General features: G+C 42.9%; 18 protein-coding genes and 1 pseudogene. 11 read left to right on the forward strand and 8 right to left on the reverse strand.

Annotated features, from left to right (window positions below; all coding sequences use genetic code 11):
* The 9 genes and pseudogenes from AC5JM2_RS32910 to AC5JM2_RS32950 all read left to right on the forward strand — a co-directional run.
* Positions 1 to 214 (forward strand): annotated as a pseudogene (locus AC5JM2_RS32910) (DUF2207 domain-containing protein); the annotation flags it as partial.
* A gap of 123 nt (positions 215 to 337) precedes the next feature.
* Positions 338 to 658 carry an NfeD family protein gene (locus tag AC5JM2_RS32915; protein ID WP_495839926.1) on the forward strand — a complete coding sequence of 107 codons (321 nt, stop codon included), beginning with the start codon at positions 338 to 340 and terminating at the stop codon, positions 656 to 658.
* A gap of 83 nt (positions 659 to 741) precedes the next feature.
* Positions 742 to 2,082: a flotillin family protein gene (locus tag AC5JM2_RS32920; protein WP_495839928.1), complete on the forward strand. Its 1,341-nt coding sequence runs from the start codon at positions 742 to 744 to the stop codon at positions 2,080 to 2,082.
* A gap of 42 nt (positions 2,083 to 2,124) precedes the next feature.
* Entirely contained in the window at positions 2,125 to 2,835 is a 711-nt protein-coding gene (locus AC5JM2_RS32925) for a hypothetical protein (RefSeq protein WP_495839930.1), read from the forward strand.
* A gap of 77 nt (positions 2,836 to 2,912) precedes the next feature.
* Complete coding sequence (locus AC5JM2_RS32930; RefSeq protein ID WP_495839932.1) at positions 2,913 to 4,184, forward strand: flotillin family protein; 1,272 nt, start codon at positions 2,913 to 2,915, stop codon at positions 4,182 to 4,184.
* Between the two features lie 24 nt (positions 4,185 to 4,208).
* On the forward strand, positions 4,209 to 4,931 hold the full coding sequence (locus AC5JM2_RS32935; RefSeq protein ID WP_495839934.1) for a sigma-70 family RNA polymerase sigma factor: 723 nt from the start codon (positions 4,209 to 4,211) through the stop codon (positions 4,929 to 4,931).
* Positions 4,932 to 4,948: 17 nt separating this feature from the next.
* Entirely contained in the window at positions 4,949 to 6,106 is a 1,158-nt protein-coding gene (locus tag AC5JM2_RS32940; protein WP_495839936.1) for a DUF1822 family protein, read from the forward strand.
* Between the two features lie 34 nt (positions 6,107 to 6,140).
* Entirely contained in the window at positions 6,141 to 8,645 is a 2,505-nt protein-coding gene (locus AC5JM2_RS32945; RefSeq protein WP_495839938.1) for an ABC transporter substrate-binding protein, read from the forward strand.
* A 736-nt stretch (positions 8,646 to 9,381) separates the two neighbouring features.
* The gene (locus tag AC5JM2_RS32950) at positions 9,382 to 11,079 is read left to right on the forward strand and encodes a peroxidase family protein (protein ID WP_495839940.1); all 1,698 of its coding nucleotides are present in this window, start codon (positions 9,382 to 9,384) and stop codon (positions 11,077 to 11,079) included.
* Between the two features lie 22 nt (positions 11,080 to 11,101).
* Here the strand turns inward: AC5JM2_RS32950 and AC5JM2_RS32955 are convergent, their stop codons facing one another.
* The 3 genes from AC5JM2_RS32955 to psaK all read right to left on the reverse strand — a co-directional run bounded on the left by AC5JM2_RS32955 (position 11,102) and on the right by psaK (position 13,416).
* Positions 11,102 to 11,266 (reverse strand): hypothetical protein, encoded by a 165-nt coding sequence (locus AC5JM2_RS32955; protein ID WP_495839942.1) that lies wholly within the window; start codon positions 11,264 to 11,266, stop codon positions 11,102 to 11,104.
* Between the two features lie 158 nt (positions 11,267 to 11,424).
* Positions 11,425 to 12,621 (reverse strand): site-2 protease family protein, encoded by a 1,197-nt coding sequence (locus tag AC5JM2_RS32960; RefSeq protein WP_495839944.1) that lies wholly within the window; start codon positions 12,619 to 12,621, stop codon positions 11,425 to 11,427.
* Positions 12,622 to 13,158: 537 nt separating this feature from the next.
* A complete protein-coding gene (gene psaK / locus AC5JM2_RS32965; RefSeq protein WP_495839946.1) occupies positions 13,159 to 13,416 on the reverse strand; it encodes a photosystem I reaction center subunit PsaK in 258 nt (85 codons plus the stop codon).
* Between the two features lie 177 nt (positions 13,417 to 13,593).
* Here psaK and AC5JM2_RS32970 point away from each other — a divergent pair, with 177 nt between their 5' ends.
* The gene (locus tag AC5JM2_RS32970; protein WP_495839947.1) at positions 13,594 to 14,226 is read left to right on the forward strand and encodes a phosphoribosylanthranilate isomerase; all 633 of its coding nucleotides are present in this window, start codon (positions 13,594 to 13,596) and stop codon (positions 14,224 to 14,226) included.
* A 63-nt stretch (positions 14,227 to 14,289) separates the two neighbouring features.
* On the opposite strand, the gene folE is transcribed toward AC5JM2_RS32970, so the two are convergent.
* From folE to AC5JM2_RS32995, 5 genes are all read right to left on the reverse strand, one after another.
* On the reverse strand, positions 14,290 to 15,000 hold the full coding sequence (folE, locus tag AC5JM2_RS32975; protein ID WP_495840029.1) for a GTP cyclohydrolase I FolE: 711 nt from the start codon (positions 14,998 to 15,000) through the stop codon (positions 14,290 to 14,292).
* 687 nt (positions 15,001 to 15,687) lie between these two features.
* Positions 15,688 to 16,671 carry an acetyl-CoA carboxylase carboxyltransferase subunit alpha gene (locus tag AC5JM2_RS32980; protein WP_495839949.1) on the reverse strand — a complete coding sequence of 328 codons (984 nt, stop codon included), beginning with the start codon at positions 16,669 to 16,671 and terminating at the stop codon, positions 15,688 to 15,690.
* A 109-nt stretch (positions 16,672 to 16,780) separates the two neighbouring features.
* Positions 16,781 to 17,800, reverse strand: coding sequence for a long-chain acyl-[acyl-carrier-protein] reductase (locus AC5JM2_RS32985; RefSeq protein ID WP_169263761.1), 1,020 nt, complete (start codon positions 17,798 to 17,800; stop codon positions 16,781 to 16,783).
* A gap of 328 nt (positions 17,801 to 18,128) precedes the next feature.
* A complete protein-coding gene (locus AC5JM2_RS32990) occupies positions 18,129 to 18,821 on the reverse strand; it encodes an aldehyde oxygenase (deformylating) (RefSeq protein WP_495839951.1) in 693 nt (230 codons plus the stop codon).
* 541 nt (positions 18,822 to 19,362) lie between these two features.
* Positions 19,363 to 20,394 carry a hypothetical protein gene (locus AC5JM2_RS32995; RefSeq protein ID WP_210620247.1) on the reverse strand — a complete coding sequence of 344 codons (1,032 nt, stop codon included), beginning with the start codon at positions 20,392 to 20,394 and terminating at the stop codon, positions 19,363 to 19,365.
* Between the two features lie 71 nt (positions 20,395 to 20,465).
* Here AC5JM2_RS32995 and AC5JM2_RS33000 point away from each other — a divergent pair, with 71 nt between their 5' ends.
* Positions 20,466 to 21,176, forward strand: a complete 711-nt coding sequence (locus AC5JM2_RS33000; protein WP_495839954.1) for a gamma-glutamylcyclotransferase — start codon at positions 20,466 to 20,468, stop codon at positions 21,174 to 21,176.
* The last annotated feature ends 79 nt before the right edge of the window (positions 21,177 to 21,255 follow it).

The following is a 21,255-nucleotide window of genomic DNA, read 5'->3' on the forward strand; positions in this document are numbered from 1 at the left end:
TTACGGTAGCTGTGGCGGCAATGATTACGGTGGCGGTGGCGGCAATGATTACGGTGGTACTAGTAGCAATAATAATACTAATGTTACTACCAATGATTACGGTAGCTGTGGCGGCAATGATTACGGTGGCGGTGGCGGCAATGATTACGGTAGCTGTGGCGGCAATGATTACAGTGGCGGTGGCGGTGATGGCGGTAGTTGTGGCGGTGGCTGAAATAGTCTCCTACTTTTTATCGGAAGAAAAGTCAATTGTAAAGTTCTGTAACAAGATAGATAATTTTGTTCCACTCCAACTGAAAAACATATAGGGATTTATTCATTAATTGGACAGGAGGAAATGAAGAGCTTAATCCTGATAATTGCGGGAATTGCAGTTGCTGTGGGAATTATCGGTGGTGTATTAATAGTTGGATTAATTTCTCTCCAACGACGACGCCAAGTAGTAGATAGCTTGGTACGTAGTGATAATATCATCGGTTGTTTTGGAACGGTAGAAATTCCTTTGAATGACAACAGTCCTGGAAAGGTACGTGTTAATCTTAAAGGTTCTTTAGTAGATTTTGTTGCCTTTACTGACGAAACTCAACAACTTCATCAAGGTGACCGTGTTGTTGTTGTTAGCATGAAGGGCAATAAAGTATGGGTGGTATCTGTGTAGAGAGTGAGGTAACTTGAGGCAAAATAACACAAAAGACCACGCACTAAAAACAACAATTAATCACTAATGACTAACTACTAACTATGAAATTTCAGCAAAACATAGCGACGGTGCCAGTAGCACAAATTAATATTGACACACCTACAAACAAGAACAACAATGGTGTTGAAGGATTACTTTTTAGCAGTATCCCCATTGCACTTTCTATCTTTAGCGCTGTTATATTTGTATGGTTCGTTAAATCTTTTTTGTGTATCTGCAAACCCAATGAAGTATTGGTTCTTTCTGGACGTAGGTGGCGTACTCAGGATGGACAAGAAGTCGGTTATCGAGTGCTATTAGGTGGACGGGCTATTCGTATTCCGATTGTGGAAACTGTTAAGCGTATGGATGTCACCACTATGCCGGTACGGGTGGAGGTACGGAATGCTTACGCCAAAGGAGGAACACCTTTAAATATCCAAGCAATTGCCAATGTGAAAATTTCCACAGATCCAGGAGTTGTGGGTAATGCTATTGAACGCTTTTTGGATCGCGATCGCTCAGAATTAACTCGTGTTTCTCGCGAAACTCTAGAAGGTTATCTGCGGGGTGTCGTCGCCACCCTCACACCTGAAGAACTCAATGAAGATCGCCTCAGTTTTGCCCACCGTATCGCCTCTGATGTTAGCCGTGACCTTACAAAACTAGGATTACAACTCGACACCCTGAAAATTCAAAGTGTTTCTGATGATGTAGATTATCTCAAATCTTGGGGACGCAAGCAAATTGCTCTTGTTGTCAAAAATGCGGAAATTGCTGAATCAAATGCGATCGCCCAAGCAGAACAAATAGAAGCCCAATGTGAGGAACACGCCCAAGTCGCCAAAACCCAAGACAGAATTATTGTGCTGGAGAAAGAAAACGAACTCCGCACAATCAAGGCAAAGCTAGGACAAAAAGCCCGCTGTGAAGAAGAAATTACCACAGCTGTTGCTCAAGAAAAGAAGGCAAAAGCTGAACAAGTTCTGCAAGCATTACGTTCAGAATTAGAACGCTTGCGCTTACAAGCAGATGAAATTCTCCCAGCCCAAGCCGAACGCCAAGCCCAAGAACTCCGCGCCAGAGGGGAAGCCGCTTCTTTGGAAGAAAATGCTAAAGCCGCAGCTTTAGTAAACGATATTCTCTCCCAAGTTTGGCAGCAAACTGGAACAGATGCTTCCAAATTATTCCTAATCCAACAAATTGAAACTGTACTCCAAGAAGCAGTGCAGATTCCCAAGCGTATTCAACTCAAGAAAGTCAACGTGATTGACAACGGTGATGGAAAATCTTTAGCCAGCTTAGTCAACGTTTATCCCGAAATTGTATTTCAGTTCCTAGAAAGCGTCAATCAAACCCTTGGTATTGATGTCACAGGAACTCTCAATCAAGGAAAGGACTAAGGTTTTAAGTCACTCACTATTTCCAAACTCCCGAGGTTTTTTATGAACACCTTAAAAACTTTTGCTATTACCATGATTGCGGTGACTTTGGGAACGCAGAACCCATCTGCAGCATTGGTTAACAAACCAGTATCCCATCATAATGTAGTGTTTATAGCACCTAACCAGCCAGATCTCATTGCCAACGATGTTACTTATTCCACAGCACAGGGCGATACTCAAATTTGGATGCCAGGGCGTATAACCGAGAAGAAACCCCAACAATTAAGTTCTGAAAGTCCAACAACTAAAACGGTATATTTCATCCTCTACGTAGACTTACCTAAAGAAACTGAATATCTATCTACTTTAGGGCTTCGGAAAATTATGCAAGATGAATTCCGAAAGAAATTCTCTGGTAAACAAGAGTTGTCTGGTAAAGTCGTTCGGAGTACCGATCTTGTGATTGAGGGGTATCCTGGTACAGAGTTTGTGGTGCAACATTCTAATGGAGCCTTTGGACAATATCAGTCTTTTATAGTTAAACGACGCATGTACTTTCTTGGAGCTGTAGCACCTGGTGAATTAACTACAGAAACAGCTAATTTCTTCGATTCTTTCCGAGTATATCCAGAGCAGATTCGTTATCCCGTTGAACGCACCCCAGCGAAACAAGTTATGGGTAAAGTCCCCCAACTCACATCTTTTGGGTACAAAAGCAAAGGAACGACAATTCCTGAAATGAGTGATTGCCTACGGCAGAGCTACGCTTAACGCCTACCCAAAGCTAATGACGTTAATTAACCTGTTTTAATGTTCTACAAATTACACTTGAATTCTGGAGAAAGATTATGGAAATAATCGCTTTACTACTGGGAATTTTTGGTACTGGAACTGCCGCCGGTTGGTGGGTGATTCGTAACTTATACTATATTTGTCAACCAAGTGAAGTACTCATCTTCGCTGGCAGTCGCACTTCTCTTGGTGATGGGAGTTCGGTTGGATACCGTTTAGTGAAAGGAGGTAGTAGGATTCAAACCCCGCTATTAGAGAAAACTTTCCGCATGGATTTGACAAACATGATTATTGAGTTGCGAGTATCGAATGCATACTCAAAAGGCGGAATTCCCCTGACAGTTGAAGGAGTCGCAAATATCAAAATTGCTGGAGAAGAACCGACAATTTACAATGCAATTGAGCGACTCTTGGGTAAAAGCCGCAAAGATATCGAACAGTTGGCAAAGGAGACGTTAGAGGGAAATCTGCGAGGAGTATTGGCAAACCTGACGCCAGAACAGGTAAACGAAGATAAAATAGCCTTCGCCAAAACCCTGCTTGAAGAAGCTGAAGACGATTTGGAAAAGCTGGGATTGGTACTAGACAACTTGCAAATTAAGAATATCTTCGATGAGGTGCGCTATCTTGATTCAATTGGACGCAAGCAGCAGGCAGAATTGTTGCGAGATGCGCGTATAGGAGAAGCCCAAGCTAAAGCCGAGGCAATAATTAAAGTTTCAGAAAATAACCGTATTACCAAACTCAAACAAATTGAACGGGATTTAGAAATTGCTAAAGCAGACGCAGAACGCAGAGTTAAAGACGCGCTGACAAAGCGGACTGCTATGATCGCAGAGGTAGAAGCGGTTGTTAATGCCCAAGTAGCAAAGGTGCAGGCAGAAGTTGGGGTGCAAACCGAACGCATCAAACAGGTTGAAAATCAGTTACAAGCTGATGTGGTTGCACCAGCAGAAGCAGAATCCCAACGGGCGATCGCCAAAGCAAAAGGAGATGCAGCCCGCATTGTTGAACAGGGTAAAGCCCAAGCAGCCGGGACGCAGTATCTAGCCGAATCTTGGCAAAACGCTGGTGCATCTGCCCGAGAAATCTTCATCTTCCAAAAATTAGAACCATTGTTGCGAATGTTGGCTGCAGGAGTCCCAGAGGTACAGGTAGACAATTTGACTGTCATTGATGCTACAAATGGTGGTAGTGTTCCCAAAATGGCGTCATTCTTAGAGCAGTTACGGCAGACAACTGGTGTCGATGTTACAAAGGTTATCAATCAATTTAAGTCTGAAGACAAAAATAGCAAGTACGAAATCAGATCACATCTGGAAAAGTAGCCATAAGACTTGTAGGGGTAAGTTATGCCAAGACTATTGCCAGGTAACCCTGAACAATCAAATCAGACTGACGATGACAGTATGGATGAATTAGAAGTACAAATCCTTCAACTTGTGAAACAAACCTGTCAGCATCCGAGAGGTAGTATTGAACGTCAAAAAGGATTGCACAAACTTTTTTTACTAATTCAAAAAACAGGTAAACTGTTGCGGGGTACGGGCGTACCTGATGCGGAGGAAGCACTACAAAAAACCTGGCTATATTTTTGCTGCAATCTTTGTGAGGCTTCTACCGCCAAGAATCCCTACAATCCAGAAAAAGGTAGTATCATAACATGGCTCAACGGGTATTTGAAGTACAGGTTAGAAGATAGTCGTAGGGTTGGTAGTAATAATACAATTCATCCCATACAAGATCAAAATGGTGAAGAGCTAGATCCAGTAAATTTAATTCCAGCACGATCGCAAGCACCACCCATATTACAAGAAATCCAGGAATGGTTAAAAAAAGAAGCCAATAATTTGCGTCGCATCCACGTACAAAATCGTCCAGATATCAACTGTCTAGTTTTGATAGAACGTCGCTTACCACCCGAAACTCCCTGGCAAGATTTATCTCAAGAGTTCGGCGTATCCATATCCACCCTCAGCAGGTTCTATCAACGTGAGTGTTTTCCCCGCCTTCTCAATTTTGGCAAATCCCAAGGTTATTTTGACAGCGAAGGTTATTTTAATATCGAGTCCTAATTTTTGAATTAACGGCTATGAGTTACTCCACCCAACAGCAAATCATCTCTATTCCCATTCCGGCGAAATTTCGAGAAACTGCTCTGGAATTTGCCCAAGAACAACCAACTCAACAAAAAGCTAAACAAGTGTATGTAAATACTCTAGCTGTACTAGTGGTCAAGAGCTACTTAGAAATGCTGGATATTCCGACTGAATTAGAAGCCAGTTATAGCTGGAATCAATACGGGCGCTTGATGGCAGATGTTGCAGATTTATTGCTTACCGGAGTAGGACGTTTAGAATGTAGAGCAATCAGGACAGGCGATCGCCTTTGTTATGTTCCTCCTGATGTTTGGGACAATCGTATTGGTTATGTTGTTGTAGAACTAAATCAAACCTGTAAAGAAGGAAAAATCAGGGGATTTTTACCTGATATTCAAACATCACAAATTGACATTGAAGAGTTGCAACCATTGGAAAGATTAATAGAATCTTCCCATCTTGTGCATTTGCGGCAATGGCTAGAAGGTATCTACAAATCCCAATGGCAAAGTATTGAAGAATTATCCTGTCAAAGAAGTCCTCAAGTAGCCTTTCGTTTTAGACGGACAGGAGGATTTCAGTTAAATACATCACAAGAAGTATGGAAAGTAATTGATCAATTATATCCCCATCGCAGTTGGGAAAACAACTTACCATTAGAACTTTTAGAAAAAATGTCTGGTAATCAAGTTGAAGACGTAGAATCACCTGAGGATAACATTAACTCTGTTAGTGTTACCGATGTACTTGCTCAGCTTTTAAGAACAAGCGAAGATGAAGAAAAGCGTTGGAAGCTTGCAGAAACTTTGTGGACGATAGAACCAAAGCACTCTGCTATCAGTGCTAGACGCATCATGGATTTAGGGATGCAACTCGCCAATAATCCAGTGGCTTTAATGGTAGCAATTTTATCTAAACCTGACAAAACTGTTGCTGTTCTGTTGCGAGTATATCCGATAGGAAACCAGCCCTACCTACCACCAAACTTGCAATTAGCTGGATTGTATGAAAATGGACAGCCGTTTCTTGAAGTCAAAGCCAGAGAAGTTGATAATTACATCCAATTAAAATTTTGTGCAGAATTCGGTGAAAGATTCGGAGTTCAGGTTAGTATAAATAATGCAAGCATTACGGAACACTTTATCATTTAGCTAAGTCAATGAGTACAGGGTAAGAAAAGTGGACATGCGGGTTATCTTCGGGATTGAACAAGGCAGTTTTGAGAAAGGATTTCCTGTCAGAGTTAGAATTGGCGAAGAAGGTAGACCTGATTATGACGAATTTTCTGGTAGGTTACCGCCCGCATTGGCAGTTAAGGAAAACTACGAAAATTGGCAAAGAATTTATCGTAACTTACCAGCCAATTGGTTAATCACCCTTCCTGAGAGTCAAATAACAAATGTATCTACTTTAGAAGATTGTAATCAAGCTGCTCAAAAGTTTCAATCCAGTTTCAACGAATGGTTAAATCAACCATCAGTACGAAAATTAGAGCGACAATTTTTACTAAAAATTGGTAATTTACAGGATGTGCGCTTTATTTTGCAAACGCAAGAATCTTTGCTACAGCGACTTCCTTGGCATTTATGGGATCTTTTCAGTCATCCCAAACCGGAAATTATAGTAAGTTCGGAGTACGAACCATCTAAAAAGAAGTTAAAAACTCCTGTTAAAATCCTCGCCGTTTTGGGCGACAATCAAGGTATCAATATTACACAAGATTTGTCAGCCCTAGAAAACAATTTACCAGGCGCAATAATTGAATCGTTAATAGAACCATCATCTCAAGAACTGAGAGATAAATTATGGACGAAATCTTGGGATATTTTATTTTTTGCCGGACACAGTTGTAGCCAACAAGATGATAGTTCGGGAGAGATTAAAATTAATGCCAACGAGAGTTTACCGTTGGAACATCTACGCCATAGTCTCAGACATGCTGTCCAAAAAGGATTAAAACTAGCAATTTTTAACTCTTGCGATGGACTTGGACTGGCACGTAATTTGGCTGATGCACGCATTCCCTATACAATTGTCATGCGCGAGCCTGTTCCCGATATAGTAGCACAACATTTTTTGGAATATTTTCTCACGGCATTTGCGGCTGGTGAATCTCTATATGCATCTGTACAACAAGCTCGTGCACGCTTGCAAGAAGAATGGGAAAATCAGTATCCTTGTGCTTCGTGGCTACCCGTTATTTATCAAAATACCGCAGCAGCAGAACTGAAATATCCCCGACAGCATCAACAGCAAAGTTGGAAAAAAGTTGCTTTGCAAACAGCTATTGTTGTCGGTGCAATAGCAAGTTTTGGTGTTATTTCATGGCGTGTTATTGATGAATTTCAATCCCGTGCTCGGTTTAGTTCTGGCGATAAAATATTAGTGAGGACATTCACAACTTCCTATAAAAAAGAGGGCGTACAGGCGTTTCGACAGGAAAATTACAACCTAGCAATCAGTAAGTTTGAAAAGTCTTTGCGGCAGTATCCTAACGATCCAGAAACGTTGATATATCTAAATAATGCCAAGATTGCTCAAAAACCAGCACTGACAATTGGTGTTCCCGTTCCCATTGCCACTAACCCCAATGTTGCCCAAGAAATTCTCCGGGGAGTGGCACAAGCTCAACAAGAGATAAATCATCAAGGTGGTATGAATGGGAAGTTATTGAAAGTTGAAATCGCAAACGATGATAACAATCCTGCTATTGCTGTAAAGGTTGCTGATAGATTTGTGCAAGAAAAAGATATATTAGCAGTTGTTGGGCATAACAGCAGCGATGCTAGCCTTCCAGCCTCTGAGAAATATCAGGCGGGAAAATTGGTGATGATTTCACCAACCAGTAGTTCCACAAGATTAACAGATCGCTCAGATCGCACCGACGGTAACTATATCTATCGGACAGTTATCAGCTTTACGACAATTGCAGATGCTCTGGCGCAATATACTAAAACTACTGGCAAAAACAGAATTGGTACCTGTAATGATTCTAACGCAGCAGACCAGTCATTTAAAAATGATTTTGAGAAGGCAATTGAGCAAAAAAAAATTCAATTAATTAATATTGATTGCGATTTTGCGTCCAAGAATTTCCAGCCAAAAACTATTATAAAAAATGCAAAAGAACAAGGTGTAAATGCCATACTTCTGAACCCTCAAGTAAACAGAATGGATAGAGCGATTGCCGTAGGCAGAGCTACGCTTAACGCACTCGCCAAAGCAAATCAAGGTCAAATTACGTTATTAGGAAACCCCAGTTTACAAACCAAAGATACTCTGGCTGCTGGCGATGCTGTTAACGGGATGGTGATAGCAGTTCCTTGGGACGCCACCCTCTCCCCCGACAAAAACTTTGTCCAAAATGCATACAAATTATGGGGTGATACAGACTTAGTTACCTGGCGTACAGCTACCGCCTTTGATGCTACCAAAGTCATTGCAGCAGCACTTAAACAAAAGGATACTAGAGACGGAGTACAACAAGCGTTATCTGGTACTTTTTCCCTACAGGGAGCAACAGGTGCAATTAAGTTTTTACCTTCAGGCGATCGCGTTGATAATGCTGTATTAATACAAGTCAAACCCAATCCCAAAGCTTCCACTGGCTACAGCTTTGAACCAATAAAACCCTATGCAAAGCCGCATCAGTCTAGGGGACAAAATTTTAGTTCAAGACAACCTCAGTAACGAGAAACAATTGGGCGTGCAAGCTTTTGCAGCTGGAAATTATGATCAGGCGATAGCTAGCCCCTAAGGGGGCGCTGCGCAAACGCTGCTGCGCTCCGCGCAGATCGCACATTTTCAAGCATCTGTATGATGGGCGATTGCGCAGAGCGCAGACGCAATCATGCGTATCGCACTTGTTGACCCCATACCAAAGGATACCGAAGGGAGCTACCCCTTTTCAGTCAGCTTCCTACCGACTGACTGCGTACTCTACTTGCTTCAGCCAGGATTTTGCTATCCGGTTAGCTGCTCAAAAGGTACTCATACCAATTGTCCATGATAGTTTGCGCGGCGTAGCCATAGATGCACTTAATATTTATGAAACGAACCGCCTTAGCGCAGCGTGTCCGCAGGACATAGACGAGCCAGCGCCGTGGGCAAGTCTCCCGACTTGAGGCGACTGGCGTCGCCAAGGACGCCAAGAATTAAAGAGTAAGTATTAAGTGCAAGTTTACAGAGAAATGGTATCAATCAGTTCATCGGGCTCATTGACAAGTTTGGCATAAATGATTTCCGAATTTGCCAACAGTGTCTGGGCTATTTTTACCCCATTAGCGACAATGAGTGACTACTTCAATTGCGTGGGTGCGGCTATACCCCGTGGTAAGTGCATAAGTTAATTTCACTTACACCTAATAAAGAATCAAAGGGTATCTATTATCCTTACTCAAACTCAACCTTCATTAAGGAACATTATATGAGTGGATTTGGTCACGGTTCTGTCGGGACACGGGAACAAGAATTTACGACTCTACTGGAATTAAGAAAAGAAGGCTATCCAACACATAAACTTGTGGAACTTGCCGCAAATATAAAGGCAGAAGTTGATACGGTTAAAGATGGACCAGATCCTGAAGAAAACCTTTGGGTACCAGCAGGCTATACCTACTTTGGTCAATTCATCGATCACGATCTGACCTTCGATAACACATCATCACTGAACCCAGCAGATGCGGGACAACAAGATCGTTTACCTAGCAACTTGCGTACGCCACGCTTTGATTTGGATTCGTTATATGGCGACGGACCGGATGCTCAGCCTTTCTTATATGCTGAGGACGGTGCCACTTTGCTGTTCAAAGATAGTGATAAGAATCAATTAAGTGTTGAGCAAGCAACTGAAGACTTACTGCGTAGCCCCAACGGTCGTGCTATTATTGGCGACAAGCGCAATGATGAAAACTCTATCATCAGCCAAATCCATTTGGCATTTGTAAAATATCACAATGCAGTGGTTCAAAAGCTTAAGAAAGATGATCCACAATTAACTGGTACTGCCCTATTTAATCAAGCACGCAATGAGGTGCGCTGGACTTATCAAAAGCTGGTGATCGAAGACTTTTTACCGCGCATTGTCAAAGCTGAAGTGCTTGCTGACCTTAAGGAAGCCACAACACGTGAAAAGCGGCAAAAACTCTACGCCCTTTATACTAAAGACAAGCGTCAAAACTTGCCCCGCGAGTTTGTGGTGGCGGCTTACCGCTTTGGACACTCAGGAGTAAGGACAGGTTATCGGCTCAATACAAACAAACGCTTGAGTATTTTCCCACCCAGCATGCCACCCAAGAACCCAGAAGATGACGACAAAGACAGTTTGCTGGGATTTGATCCACTACCGAAAACCCATGTCATTGATGACTGGGGTCGCTTTTTTCCAAATACGAAACCTGGCGTTTTCCCCACCGAACCTCGAGACCAGGCCGCAGATGAAAAACCGCGTCCTGAAGTCCGGCTACAATTTGCTTACAAAATTGATCCAACCTTGGTAGATCCACTTGGTGTTTTGCCACCTCCGGTGCTACCAACCAGCGCGACGGTTGGGGGATTGGTTAAGGAAGTTGAGGACACAATAAGCCCTGATAAGTTACCAGACAAAGAGGTTAATCCTCCGCGCCCTTCGTTAGCCCTCCTCAACTTACTTCGTGGCAACACATATAAAGTGCAAGGCGGACAAGCGATCGCAAATGTACTCAAGAAAAATTGTTTTCCGGTTAAAATACTAGAACCAAAGTACCTATCTACGAGAAAAGCGGTTGAAGGAAAGAATGGGGAGGCATTGTTCAAATTTGAAGAAATCGATTCAACTCTTCAAACAGATACTCCTCTGTGGTTTTATATCTTGGCTGAGGCTCAAGCCTCAGTGGTGGATGCAATCAAATTAGATAAAGATGGCACGTTCAACGAAGAACAACTACTCAATGGAGGTGGAGCCAAAACCCAGCTAGGCTGGGTGGGCGGTCGGATTGTAGCCGAGGTGTTTTATGGTCTGTTGGATTCGGATAGTGAGTCCTACTTCAATGCAGCACCTGAACACTGGAAGCCCATCCTAGGAGGCAATGGAGAAGTCATCTTCGCTAACCTTCTCAAGTTCGCCGGACTAACTATCGCAAATTAAGCAAGTGCGCTTTTACCGCTCATTACAGCAATTTTCCGGTAAATAGACCACAGTGATTGAACCAACAATCATGCAGGCGATCGCGTTGGTAATGCTGTATTAATACAAGCCAAACCCAATTCCAAAGCTTCCACTGGCTATAGCTGGCTATAGCTTTGAACCAAAAAGACTCTATCCAAGGCCGCATTAGTCTAGGGGACAAAATTTTAGTTCAAGATAACTCCAGTAAGCAGAAACAATTGGGTGTGCAAGCTTTTCTATAAATTTTGTTATAAAACAAAATTTATAGAAAAGCATACTTGGGGTGCTTTACTTTGTTGGCACCCCAAATATATTAACAACTGTTTACGATTGCAGCGATTTTGCAATAACTCCTAATTGCAAACCAGGCGGATAACTCCCTTCCTCTTTTATCCGCTTAATCTCGGCTTCAGTGATCCGCAAATTTAACTTTTGTGCTAACTCCTGCACAATATCCCCTCGATCAATCACACCAGCGACAGCATCAGCAGGAGAAAGCACGGTGATGCGGGGTAATTGTTCATTTTCCAGCTTGTTAATCACCTCTGCTATAGGAGTTGACTCAACAACAGTGGGAATTTCTGTCAGGGGATGCACTATACTTTGCACCGTTAGGGTTTCCCATTCACTTCTTTCCACAAGGCGCAAATCGTCTATGGAAATGATGCCCCGGTAACGTCCATCAGATTCGGCAAAATAAACTCCAGGAGTGTTAGTCTCCAAAAGGTAGGAGTCGGCGAAAGAACGCAAAGTCTGATTAGCATCGACGACCCGAAACTCACGAGTCATGGCATTAGCGGCAACCAGACTGAGTAAGGTTTCTTGTAAAATTGTTATGCGGTCATAGCTATTAGCATTACGGATACCAAACCAACCTAACAAAGCTATCCACAAACCAGTGACTAATTCCCCAGTAAAATAATCTACTGCCAGGCCTAGGGCGATCGCCCCATAACCCAAAATTTGCCCTGCTTTTGCTGCTAACCGTACCGCTTGAAAACGGTTCCCTGTTGTTTTCCACAAAGCTGCTTTTAAAACTTGTCCGCCATCTAAAGGCAAACCAGGAATCAGGTTGAACAGTGCCAAAACTAAGTTGATTCTGCTTAAATCTCCAACCATAACGCTGGCAGGACTGTTATCAGGCAAAACATTTACTAGCAGGCTGAGGAGGACAAACAGGACAACACTCACGAATGGTCCAGCAATTGCAACTTGAAATGCTTTTCCTGGGGTTTTGGATTCTTCTTCGATAGAAGCAATACCACCAAACAGAAACAGGGTAATCGAATTGACTTTTATACCTTGCGATCGCGCAACTAAGCTATGACCCAATTCGTGCAATAATACTGAACCAAAGAGCAGCAATGCCATCACCACTCCAGCACTCCAAGCTAGAGTCGTTCCCCATGCTTGGTAAGCGACTCCAAAGTTAAGGGTTGCCAGCCCTAAAATCACAAACCACAGAGGGTCTAAAAACAGTGGAATTCCGAATAAAGACCCGATTTTCCAATTTGTTTGCATTACATTTTCCTAAAACTAGATATTTTCAACCGTCCAGAAAGACGTCTCATATGTTGTTTTTTACACATATATAATGTTGCGGCACCAACTATGCTTGCTGAGATTTGGATACTGCAGCATGGCCGAGTTTATAGGCTCCAATTTCTAGAATAGACAATTCTGAAGAGCGAGCAACTGAACTAGCGACGCAGCAATTTACGACGGTTTTTATGTGCAGCAACGACAAACCATATGGTTGAGGCACAGCAATGCTGTGCCTCAACCATAGTTCCTGCTTCTAGGTTTATGCTCTAATCAATAGGACTCTTGCAAAAGTCCCAATTGCCACGAGTTGGGTAAAAGGGTAAAGGGTTTTTATTTTTCCTTCCTCCCTCCCCCTTATCCCCAGAGGGAACCGGTGAGTTCCCCCTTAACCTTTTCCCTGACAACTGCCACGAAGTCTAATGAAATAGCAGAATTCTCTTTCTTGGGGAAGATGTTAATTTTCCCAAGTAAAGAGATCGACATAGTGTGATAAAGAACGTGATATCTAAAAATCTAGAGGCGATTACTAATATTTGTCAGCCCTAGAACGATGCCAATGCCAATAATATGCCCAAAACACATAGCACCAATGAATGCTGGAAGACTTATGGAAAGTACAGGCAATTTGGGACCTACCTTGGGAGATTTAATAAACGATGTCAGCAAAAGAACTACCAAACAGCTGACGCTGATGATGATTCCTACTGTGGGGTTCCACTCAGGTGTTGCGGGGACATTGGCGGCGGCTGCTAGTAAGATTGATGAAATCAAGCTTTTATCTCCTAAATAGAAAAATTGACAAGTGGTCAGTCATTCGCATTTGGCTAGCTATGTGCTGACTGCTTATTGCTAAGCCATAAAAATTATAGAATTATAAGGGAAAGAACTTGAAATTGTTTATACATTTTTGGTTTTATGTAACTATTACTACTATTATCAAAAATATCTATGCGGGTAAAGATTTGCGGAATAACTCAACCACAACAGGGGAAGGCGATCGCCTCCCTTGGTGCAACAGCATTAGGATTTATTTGTGTTCCAACCTCACCCCGCTATGTTAAAGTAGAGCAGATTCGGGCTATCGTGGAACAACTGCCCGAAAAAATCGACAAAATTGGAGTTTTTGCCAACTCCACTGCTCTTGAAATTACTCAAACAGTAGTTCATTCTGGCTTAACTGGCGTTCAACTGCACGGAGATGAATCCCCGGAATTTTGTCACCAGTTGCGTCAATTGCTACCAAATGTAGAAATTATTAAAGCTTTGAGAATCCGTACCTTTGAGGATATTGAAAAAGTAGAAACTTATACTTCAAAAGGAGATACGCTGTTACTTGATGCTTACCATCCACAGCAACTAGGTGGTACAGGCACAACTCTAGACTGGACAATGTTGCAGCAATTCAGCCCTAGCTGTCCTTGGTTTTTGGCGGGGGGACTCACTCCAGAGAATATTATACAAGCTTTGACTCAGATAACGCCTAGTGGCATTGACTTATCGAGTGGTGTAGAACGTGCCCCAGGAGATAAGGATTTAGACAAGGTAGCTAAGTTGTTTGAGAAGCTGCGTTCAAAGTGCTAAGTGATTAACAGTTATCAGTTATTTTTTGCTTGATAACTGTTCACTGTTCTCAGTGCTGAGGACTTAGAATAACGATGATTGGTGACGAATTAAGTTGAAGAATTCTTCACGAGTTTTATGCTCTTCTTGAAACACACCCTGCATTGCGCTTGTCACAGTCCAGGAACCAGGTTTTTGCACACCCCGCATAACCATGCACATATGTGTAGCTTCCATCACAACGGCAACTCCCTGTGGTTCTAGAATCATCTGAATTGCTTCAGCAATTTGGCGAGTGAGCCTTTCTTGTACTTGCAAGCGTCGGGAATACATCTCGACAATACGAGCAAGCTTGCTCAATCCCACAACTTTTTGATTAGGGATATAGGCAACATGAGCTTTGCCCATAAATGGCAACATATGGTGTTCGCATAAGCTAAAAACGTTGATGTCCCGTACTAATACCATCTCATTATGGCCTTCATCAAAGATGGCTCCGTTGACGATTTCTTCTAAAGACTGGTTATAGCCGCTGGTGAGAAACCGCATTGCCTCTGCTACCCGCTTGGGTGTTTTCAGCAATCCCTCGCGTTCGGGATCTTCTCCTACACCCACCAGTAGAGTCCGCACGGCGTCCGTCATCTGCTCCATCTGCTCTTCTGTTTGCGGGTGCAAATCAGCTTGCTGCCCATTGTGAGTGTTGCGGTCTGGTCTTGTGGAGATGGCTTCTGTCAAGTCTGGAACAAGAGGAGATTGTTGAGAGCAATTGGAACCGTTGGAACGAGCAATAGTCATGGTGTCGAGTATTAATGAAGGTTTGATTAGGAGTAATGAGTCAGCAGTCATGAGTCTGTATTATTAGCAAAAACCAAAGACAATAGACTTATGACTAGCTAGAGTGTGCCAGCCCCAGGCACGATAGTCAATTCATCAATAACTGCCTGTTGTGGTAGCAAAGGAAGCTCAAGAATTAACTTTCAAATTGTTTAACGGTTTGATAACCACGTCACTACTTTGTTATATAAGTCTCGTAGTGTCGATAGATTAAACAAACCTAAGAATCCGATTAACTTTCTTCGACAATTGCTATTTTGTATTGCAAAGAGATATTTTCCGCATCTCACATATTCCATAGGGTTAGAAGAAACTGTAGATGACAGTTGGAAAAGTTGTAGAAACCGCTAATATCTGTACAGCATCGCCGCTCGTACTGGAATAGGTAAGACATTTGCGCTCCTACTCCCTAGAAATTCATATCATAATTGAAGGGGATAGTCAGCTTAGTAGTTTAACGAGTACGCGGTTTGTACCTCCTACCAAGAACTACAAGTTTCTATATTAGCCATAGGGACAGAACGTAAGGCTTAGCAGTTGACTCATGACTAAAAATACAAATGCCTATGACTTCAAAGATTGTTAAAAATCTTTAACTGACATAGGCAATTATAGCATTGCCGCTATTCTCATCAAGTAGCTGAAGTTTTATGAGTGGGAAAGTTCAGTAAAGACACCAATTTTACGGAATTTTTCGTAGCGCATTTGGCGTCGTTCACTAGGAGTGAAGCGGTTGAGTTCCTCCAAATTGTCTAAGAGGGCTTGCTTGAGAGTGGTGACTGCTCCCAGAGGATCAGAATGAGCACCACCAACGGGTTCAGGTAATATCTGGTCGATGATTCCCAAGTTTTTCAAATCCGGTGCTGTCATTTTCAAGACAGCAGCTGCTTGGGGGGCTTTGCCAGCATCTTTCCACAAAATAGCAGCGCAGGCTTCAGGAGTAATCACAGTGTAAACGGCGTGTTCAAACATTAGCAGGCGATCGCCAACACTAATACCCAATGCACCGCCAGAAAAGGCTTCACCAATAACAGCACAAACTATCGGCACATCCAAGGAAAACATCTCACGTAGGTTGTATGCGATCGCTTCTCCTGCACCTTGTCGTTCAGCGACGACTGTAGGTAAAGCTCCTGGCGTGTCGATAAAAGTTAAAATTGGCATGCCAAACTTGTTGGCGTGTTCCATCAAGCGCATCGCCTTACGATAGCCACCTGGGGAAGCCATACCGAAATTACGGGCAATATTGTCTTTTGTGTCGCGCCCTTTTTGATTACCCAGCATAACCACAGGTTGTCCGCCCAAACGACCTACACCACCAACTAAGGCAGGGTCGTTAGAACCACAGCGATCGCCATGTAACTCCATCCATTCATCACTGATAGCTTGAATATAATCAAGCGTACTAGGGCGGCGCGGATGACGGGCGACTTGTAGTCGCTGAGACGGCGATAGACTACCAAATATTTCTTCACGCAGTTGCATGGCGCGTGCTTCTAGCTGACGAATTTGACCAGAAACATCGACACCGTTTTCTTCTGCAAGTTGCCGAATTTGCTCTATTCTAGTTGCCAGTTCTGCTAGCGGCTTTTCAAAATCCAACAGTAGCGGTTTACGCTCGGTAGTAGCCATTTTTTGACGAAAAAAGTGAAGAGTAAAAATTGAGGTGTGGGGCAATGGGATTTTCTATACTCATGAGTCACTAGCTCATAACTAATAACTCATGACTTATGACTAATCACTAAACCAGGAGTGGTCTAAATCCATGCTTTCTTGATACCTGACCAATTTGCTCCATTTTTTCTACAGTAATCCGATTGCGCCCCCAAGAGAAGTTAGTGTATAACTTCTCAAATTCCAATAGCATTGATTCTGCAAAACAAGCAAACAACTGGCGTGCTGGAACATCCATATTGACGATGCCCATAATTTTCCAATCAATATCCAGGGAATGTTCCACAATCCCACCATTTAGGACGTGTACACCAGGATGCTGAACTTTAGTTGCGAGATTTTTTGGATAGCCACCATCAATCAGCAAACAAGGTTGCTTTAAAACTTTGGGGTCGATTTCCATCCCTTTAGGCATACTAGCAACCCAAACGACAATATCAGCTTGGGGAAGTGCTTCTTCCATAGACAGGATTTTTCCACGCCCCAGTTCGTCTTGCAGCTGTTGTAGGCGTTCTTGGTTACGGGCTACTAGCAACAGTTCCTTGACATCTGTTTTTGCATCCAACCAACGACAAACAGCACTACCAATATCTCCAGTCGCCCCGCATACAGCAACCGTTGCATTTGATAGTTCAATGCCTACTTGTTTCGACGCTTTTTCTACCTGTTGACAAATGATGTATGCTGTATGAGTGTTACCTGTGGTAAAGCGTTCAAACTCTAATTTTATATTGCGGACTTGTTTGAATTGCTCTAAATTAAAGTTTTCAAAAATTATTGAAGAAAATCCGCCTAAAGCTGTGATACTTATCCCGTGCTTTTGAGCGTGAGCCATAGCGTTGAGGATTTTGCGTGTTGCAGCTTTGATGCGACGAGTTGCCAGCATTTCTGGCAAAAAGCCTGACTCTACATACCGCCCTTCAATTTTTTGTCCGGTAACACTGGTAACTGTAATGTTATCGACAATTTGGGGTGGAGCGCTGCACCAAAAATCTAACCCCTGATCAGCATATTCTGGGTAGCCCAATTCTTTGGCTACTGCTTGCGCGTGTTCTAAACTAGTAAGGTGTCCGATTAGACCAAACATGAACGATGTTGTGACGCGTATCCTTCGTTAGAAGGGTGGAATAGGCGGGTTAAGATATAATTAACCCTTCAAAATACTACACAAAAACTAACCAGCAAATGAGAGTCTGCTCTAGCTTTTGAGAAATTCAAAATCACCGAATATTCGAGCGGAGGAAACCTCCGCTCCAACTTCTCTCAAAATGCAAAATTCAAAAAAAAGACTCTTTAATTTTGAACTTTGTTAGCGCAGCGGCACGCACTCATCCTTTGAATTTTGAATTCCTCCCAAGGGTAGATCCCTAATTCCCACTCTTTCAAAAAGTGGGGACTTTGAGTTTCCTGTTCTCCTATCCGGTGATTCCGTAGGCAGACAGACGCATGAGCTCGCGGGTGGAAAAACCAATATTACTAAGGGCTTCTCCGTACTGAATCATGAAAGCTTCTACTAAAGCGTCCTTATCCATAGCTAAGGTGCGCGCATCATCCTCAACAGAGTTGAGCATTTTCCACACTATGGGCAAGTTTTGGCGATTTGCTTCTTCTAATTCCGCTTTGGATTGTTCAAAGTGTTCTTTCAACCATACTTCTCCAAAGTTGAGGTGGCTGTATTCGTCTTTGACTACTCCTTCAGTGATTTTACGAGCAAAATCATCAGCAACTTCGATGTAAATTTCGTATGCGGCGATCGCAAAACATTCAATAATCAAAGACTGAATCAGCAAGCAAGTAACGACTTTACCTTCAGCCGCTGCTTTTTGAAAATTTTGATGCAATGGAGCAAAAAACTCTTGAGCAAATTGCATATCTGGCGTTACCTTCAGATTGCGCCCACAAGCTTCAAATCCTTTTTTGTGGCGACTTTCCATCTTAGAAAGGCGAATGAGCTCATCTTGATTATCGCTCAGCAGTTCAGCGAGTTTGAGATAATTTGCGTGGGCTTCCTGTTCGCCTTCTATCACAATCGCATTGATCCGGCTGTAAGCGTCTTTGTATACTTCGCTCTGGAAGTCAAGTTTTGGTTGATCTACAAGCTGCTGCATTGTACATTCACTCCCGTGAAATGAATTATCTTATACAAGAATCGAGTTTTGCCCGTGAAATAAGGGCAAGGGTAACTATGATTTAATTTTACTTAACAAGTCTCTATGTTATAGATTAGCTTTTGCTGGTGGGATTAGCTCAAGCTAATTCACAAAAGAACCAGGAAGTAACAGAGACAGGGGATTGATCATGGATGACGAATCCAAAATCTTAAACGCCAAGCACTCTCAACATCAACCTTTAGAAGGAGACTTCAGCAATGGGTAGTAGCAGCTAAATTGAAAACTTCCCGGAGCCTAGAAATTCTACTGCTAGCTGCTGTTATAGTATTATTACCTTTAGTTGTCGAGTTGTTGACATCCTTTGTTCCTAATAAGGCACTATCTTGTGTTTTAGGGGAAAATGGCTGATTTTTAGTCCATTATCACGATGCCTGGGAGACAGGTTAACTTTTACTTGCTTTTGCTAATTCTAGCTTAGTGCGCGATCGCTGCACCTGGCGTTAGCTGAGTTTCAAAAGCCTTCTTCACTCCCCATTCCCTAACCAGTCTCCTGAATTTGTAGACGGATAGTGTGTTCAGTGCCACCACTCAGTTGTAACTCCATAACTTCACCGCCAAGGGGTTCCAAGCATTCAAGAAGTTCTCGCAAGCGTGGTGTACTTGCACCCGTATCCACATACAAACGGTCTGATAGATTACCAATTTTCTTCCAACTCATGTACAATTTGGCAATCATTTGCTCTAGTTGAGATGCTTGATTCACTAAGTCTGCTGCTATGCTCAGACAGCCAACTCTTTGAGCTTCTATCAGGGCTGTTTCGATGTCAACTTCTTGAGCGTTTAGTGCTTGGACTTGAGCTGCTGCTTTGAGATATTTTGCCAGATTACGAGCATCTGTGGTGACTTGCTTGATGGTATCTATGTCAGGATTTTGAGATATTTCCTTTTGAATCGCGTTTTGGTGAGATTCTGGTAATTTCTCCATCTCCTTTACCAATGGCGCGATGTAACGCGGAGGAAGAGAATTTTCTGCTGCTTTTACCTTGACTGGTTCGGGTAGCAACTCGGAAGACATTGCTGTCCATTCGTCGTTGATTTGACGTACTTCTCGTCTGGTGATGCGATCGCCTTTTTGGGCTGCTTCACCTACCATCTGTTGGACTTCTGGCGCAGCTTTGGCTGTTTCGATAAACGCCCGTTTGCTAAAATTATTGATGGCTGATGGTTCTAATCTTCCTTCTTCTAAGAGAGTATCAGCGCTGTTCGCTAGTTGAATCAGAGCATATGCTTGACTTTTGCCAATTTCTCGTTCTTTGAGCCATTTGAGAAAACCAGCACCTCGTCCCTCACCGCCTATTTTCTCTCTGTCGCGAACAGCGCGTAAAATTCGTCCTCGCCAAATGTCGGTTTGCAAATCAAAGCGATCGCACACCTGCCAAGCGACATCTAGCTGCTTTTGAAATTCCGGTTCAGGAATTTCCTCATCTTCGGGATCAGGTAGTTCAAATTCAAAATCAGCCGGCTGTTGCAGAAGTGCAGCCAACTCATCAATAGATTCGTTATATTGCACGATTTTATAGTTTATTAATTTATAACTGTATGCGCGGTTTATTATCACATATTCCGCGTAAGCTAGATTGTATGCCTGAGTCATTTGTTCCTAGCTATGTTTATTTTGGCTTGAGTACAATCTTGTCACTAACACGCTCCGACCTTGAATCCAGCCGCTTGCAGCAAACCATCTTACAATCTGGACGTGCGGTAAATGTCCTGAGTGAAGCCCAGTTGCAGGCGTCAATGCATGAAACTCTTGGGCAACAAAACCCAAACTCTGATGTTTGGTTGTTTGCCTATGGTTCTCTGATTTGGAACCCCATCTTCAAATTTGCAGAACAGCGCATCGGCACGATTTACGGTTGGCATCGCCGTTTTTGTTTATGGGTTCCCCAGGGGCGTGGTACTCCAGAAAACCCAGGGTTGGCACTCGGTTTGGATAGAGGCGGTAGTTGTCGCGGTGTCGCCTACCGCATAGCTGCTAGTGATGTACACTCAGAACTAGAGCTACTTTGGCGACGAGAAATGGTAGTTGGTTGTTACATTCCTCGTTGGGTGAGAGTGTTTGACGGTACGCAAAGATTACAGGCGATCGCTTTTGTCATCAATCACCAACATCGAGCTTACAGTGGTAAGATTTCCCTTGAAACTACAGTTAATAGCATTGCCACAGCTTGCGGTGAGCTTGGTTCTTGTGCTGACTACCTCATGCACACAGTCAATTCCTTGATAAGTGTTGGAATTAACGATAAACAATTGCTTCGGTTGCGCGAGTCCGTGATGGCGCGACAAAATTAGGGATATATTTTCAAAGTGTTGCGATCGTTAATAAGCGTTCGCGTTCACTGCGATTGTTTGGAATTTTATTAATATTTTA

The organism is Brasilonema angustatum, assembly GCF_059505445.1.

Excerpts from the sequence above, each read along its gene's own strand:
- AC5JM2_RS32945 (WP_495839938.1), top strand. The coding sequence starts at position 6,141 with ATGCGGGTTATCTTCGGGATTGAACAAGGCAGTTTTGAGAAAGGATTT.
- AC5JM2_RS33000 (WP_495839954.1), top strand. The coding sequence starts at position 20,466 with ATGCCTGAGTCATTTGTTCCTAGCTATGTTTATTTTGGCTTGAGTACA.
- AC5JM2_RS32960 (WP_495839944.1), bottom strand. The coding sequence starts at position 12,621 with ATGCAAACAAATTGGAAAATCGGGTCTTTATTCGGAATTCCACTGTTT.
- AC5JM2_RS32935 (WP_495839934.1), top strand. The coding sequence starts at position 4,209 with ATGCCAAGACTATTGCCAGGTAACCCTGAACAATCAAATCAGACTGAC.
- AC5JM2_RS32955 (WP_495839942.1), bottom strand. The coding sequence starts at position 11,266 with ATGCGGCCTTGGATAGAGTCTTTTTGGTTCAAAGCTATAGCCAGCTAT.
- folE (WP_495840029.1), bottom strand. The coding sequence starts at position 15,000 with ATGACTATTGCTCGTTCCAACGGTTCCAATTGCTCTCAACAATCTCCT.
- AC5JM2_RS32970 (WP_495839947.1), top strand. The coding sequence starts at position 13,594 with ATGCGGGTAAAGATTTGCGGAATAACTCAACCACAACAGGGGAAGGCG.
- AC5JM2_RS32925 (WP_495839930.1), top strand. The coding sequence starts at position 2,125 with ATGAACACCTTAAAAACTTTTGCTATTACCATGATTGCGGTGACTTTG.
- AC5JM2_RS32980 (WP_495839949.1), bottom strand. The coding sequence starts at position 16,671 with ATGGCTACTACCGAGCGTAAACCGCTACTGTTGGATTTTGAAAAGCCG.
- AC5JM2_RS32985 (WP_169263761.1), bottom strand. The coding sequence starts at position 17,800 with ATGTTTGGTCTAATCGGACACCTTACTAGTTTAGAACACGCGCAAGCA.
- AC5JM2_RS32930 (WP_495839932.1), top strand. The coding sequence starts at position 2,913 with ATGGAAATAATCGCTTTACTACTGGGAATTTTTGGTACTGGAACTGCC.
- AC5JM2_RS32920 (WP_495839928.1), top strand. The coding sequence starts at position 742 with ATGAAATTTCAGCAAAACATAGCGACGGTGCCAGTAGCACAAATTAAT.
- AC5JM2_RS32990 (WP_495839951.1), bottom strand. The coding sequence starts at position 18,821 with ATGCAGCAGCTTGTAGATCAACCAAAACTTGACTTCCAGAGCGAAGTA.
- AC5JM2_RS32950 (WP_495839940.1), top strand. The coding sequence starts at position 9,382 with ATGAGTGGATTTGGTCACGGTTCTGTCGGGACACGGGAACAAGAATTT.
- AC5JM2_RS32915 (WP_495839926.1), top strand. The coding sequence starts at position 338 with ATGAAGAGCTTAATCCTGATAATTGCGGGAATTGCAGTTGCTGTGGGA.
- AC5JM2_RS32940 (WP_495839936.1), top strand. The coding sequence starts at position 4,949 with ATGAGTTACTCCACCCAACAGCAAATCATCTCTATTCCCATTCCGGCG.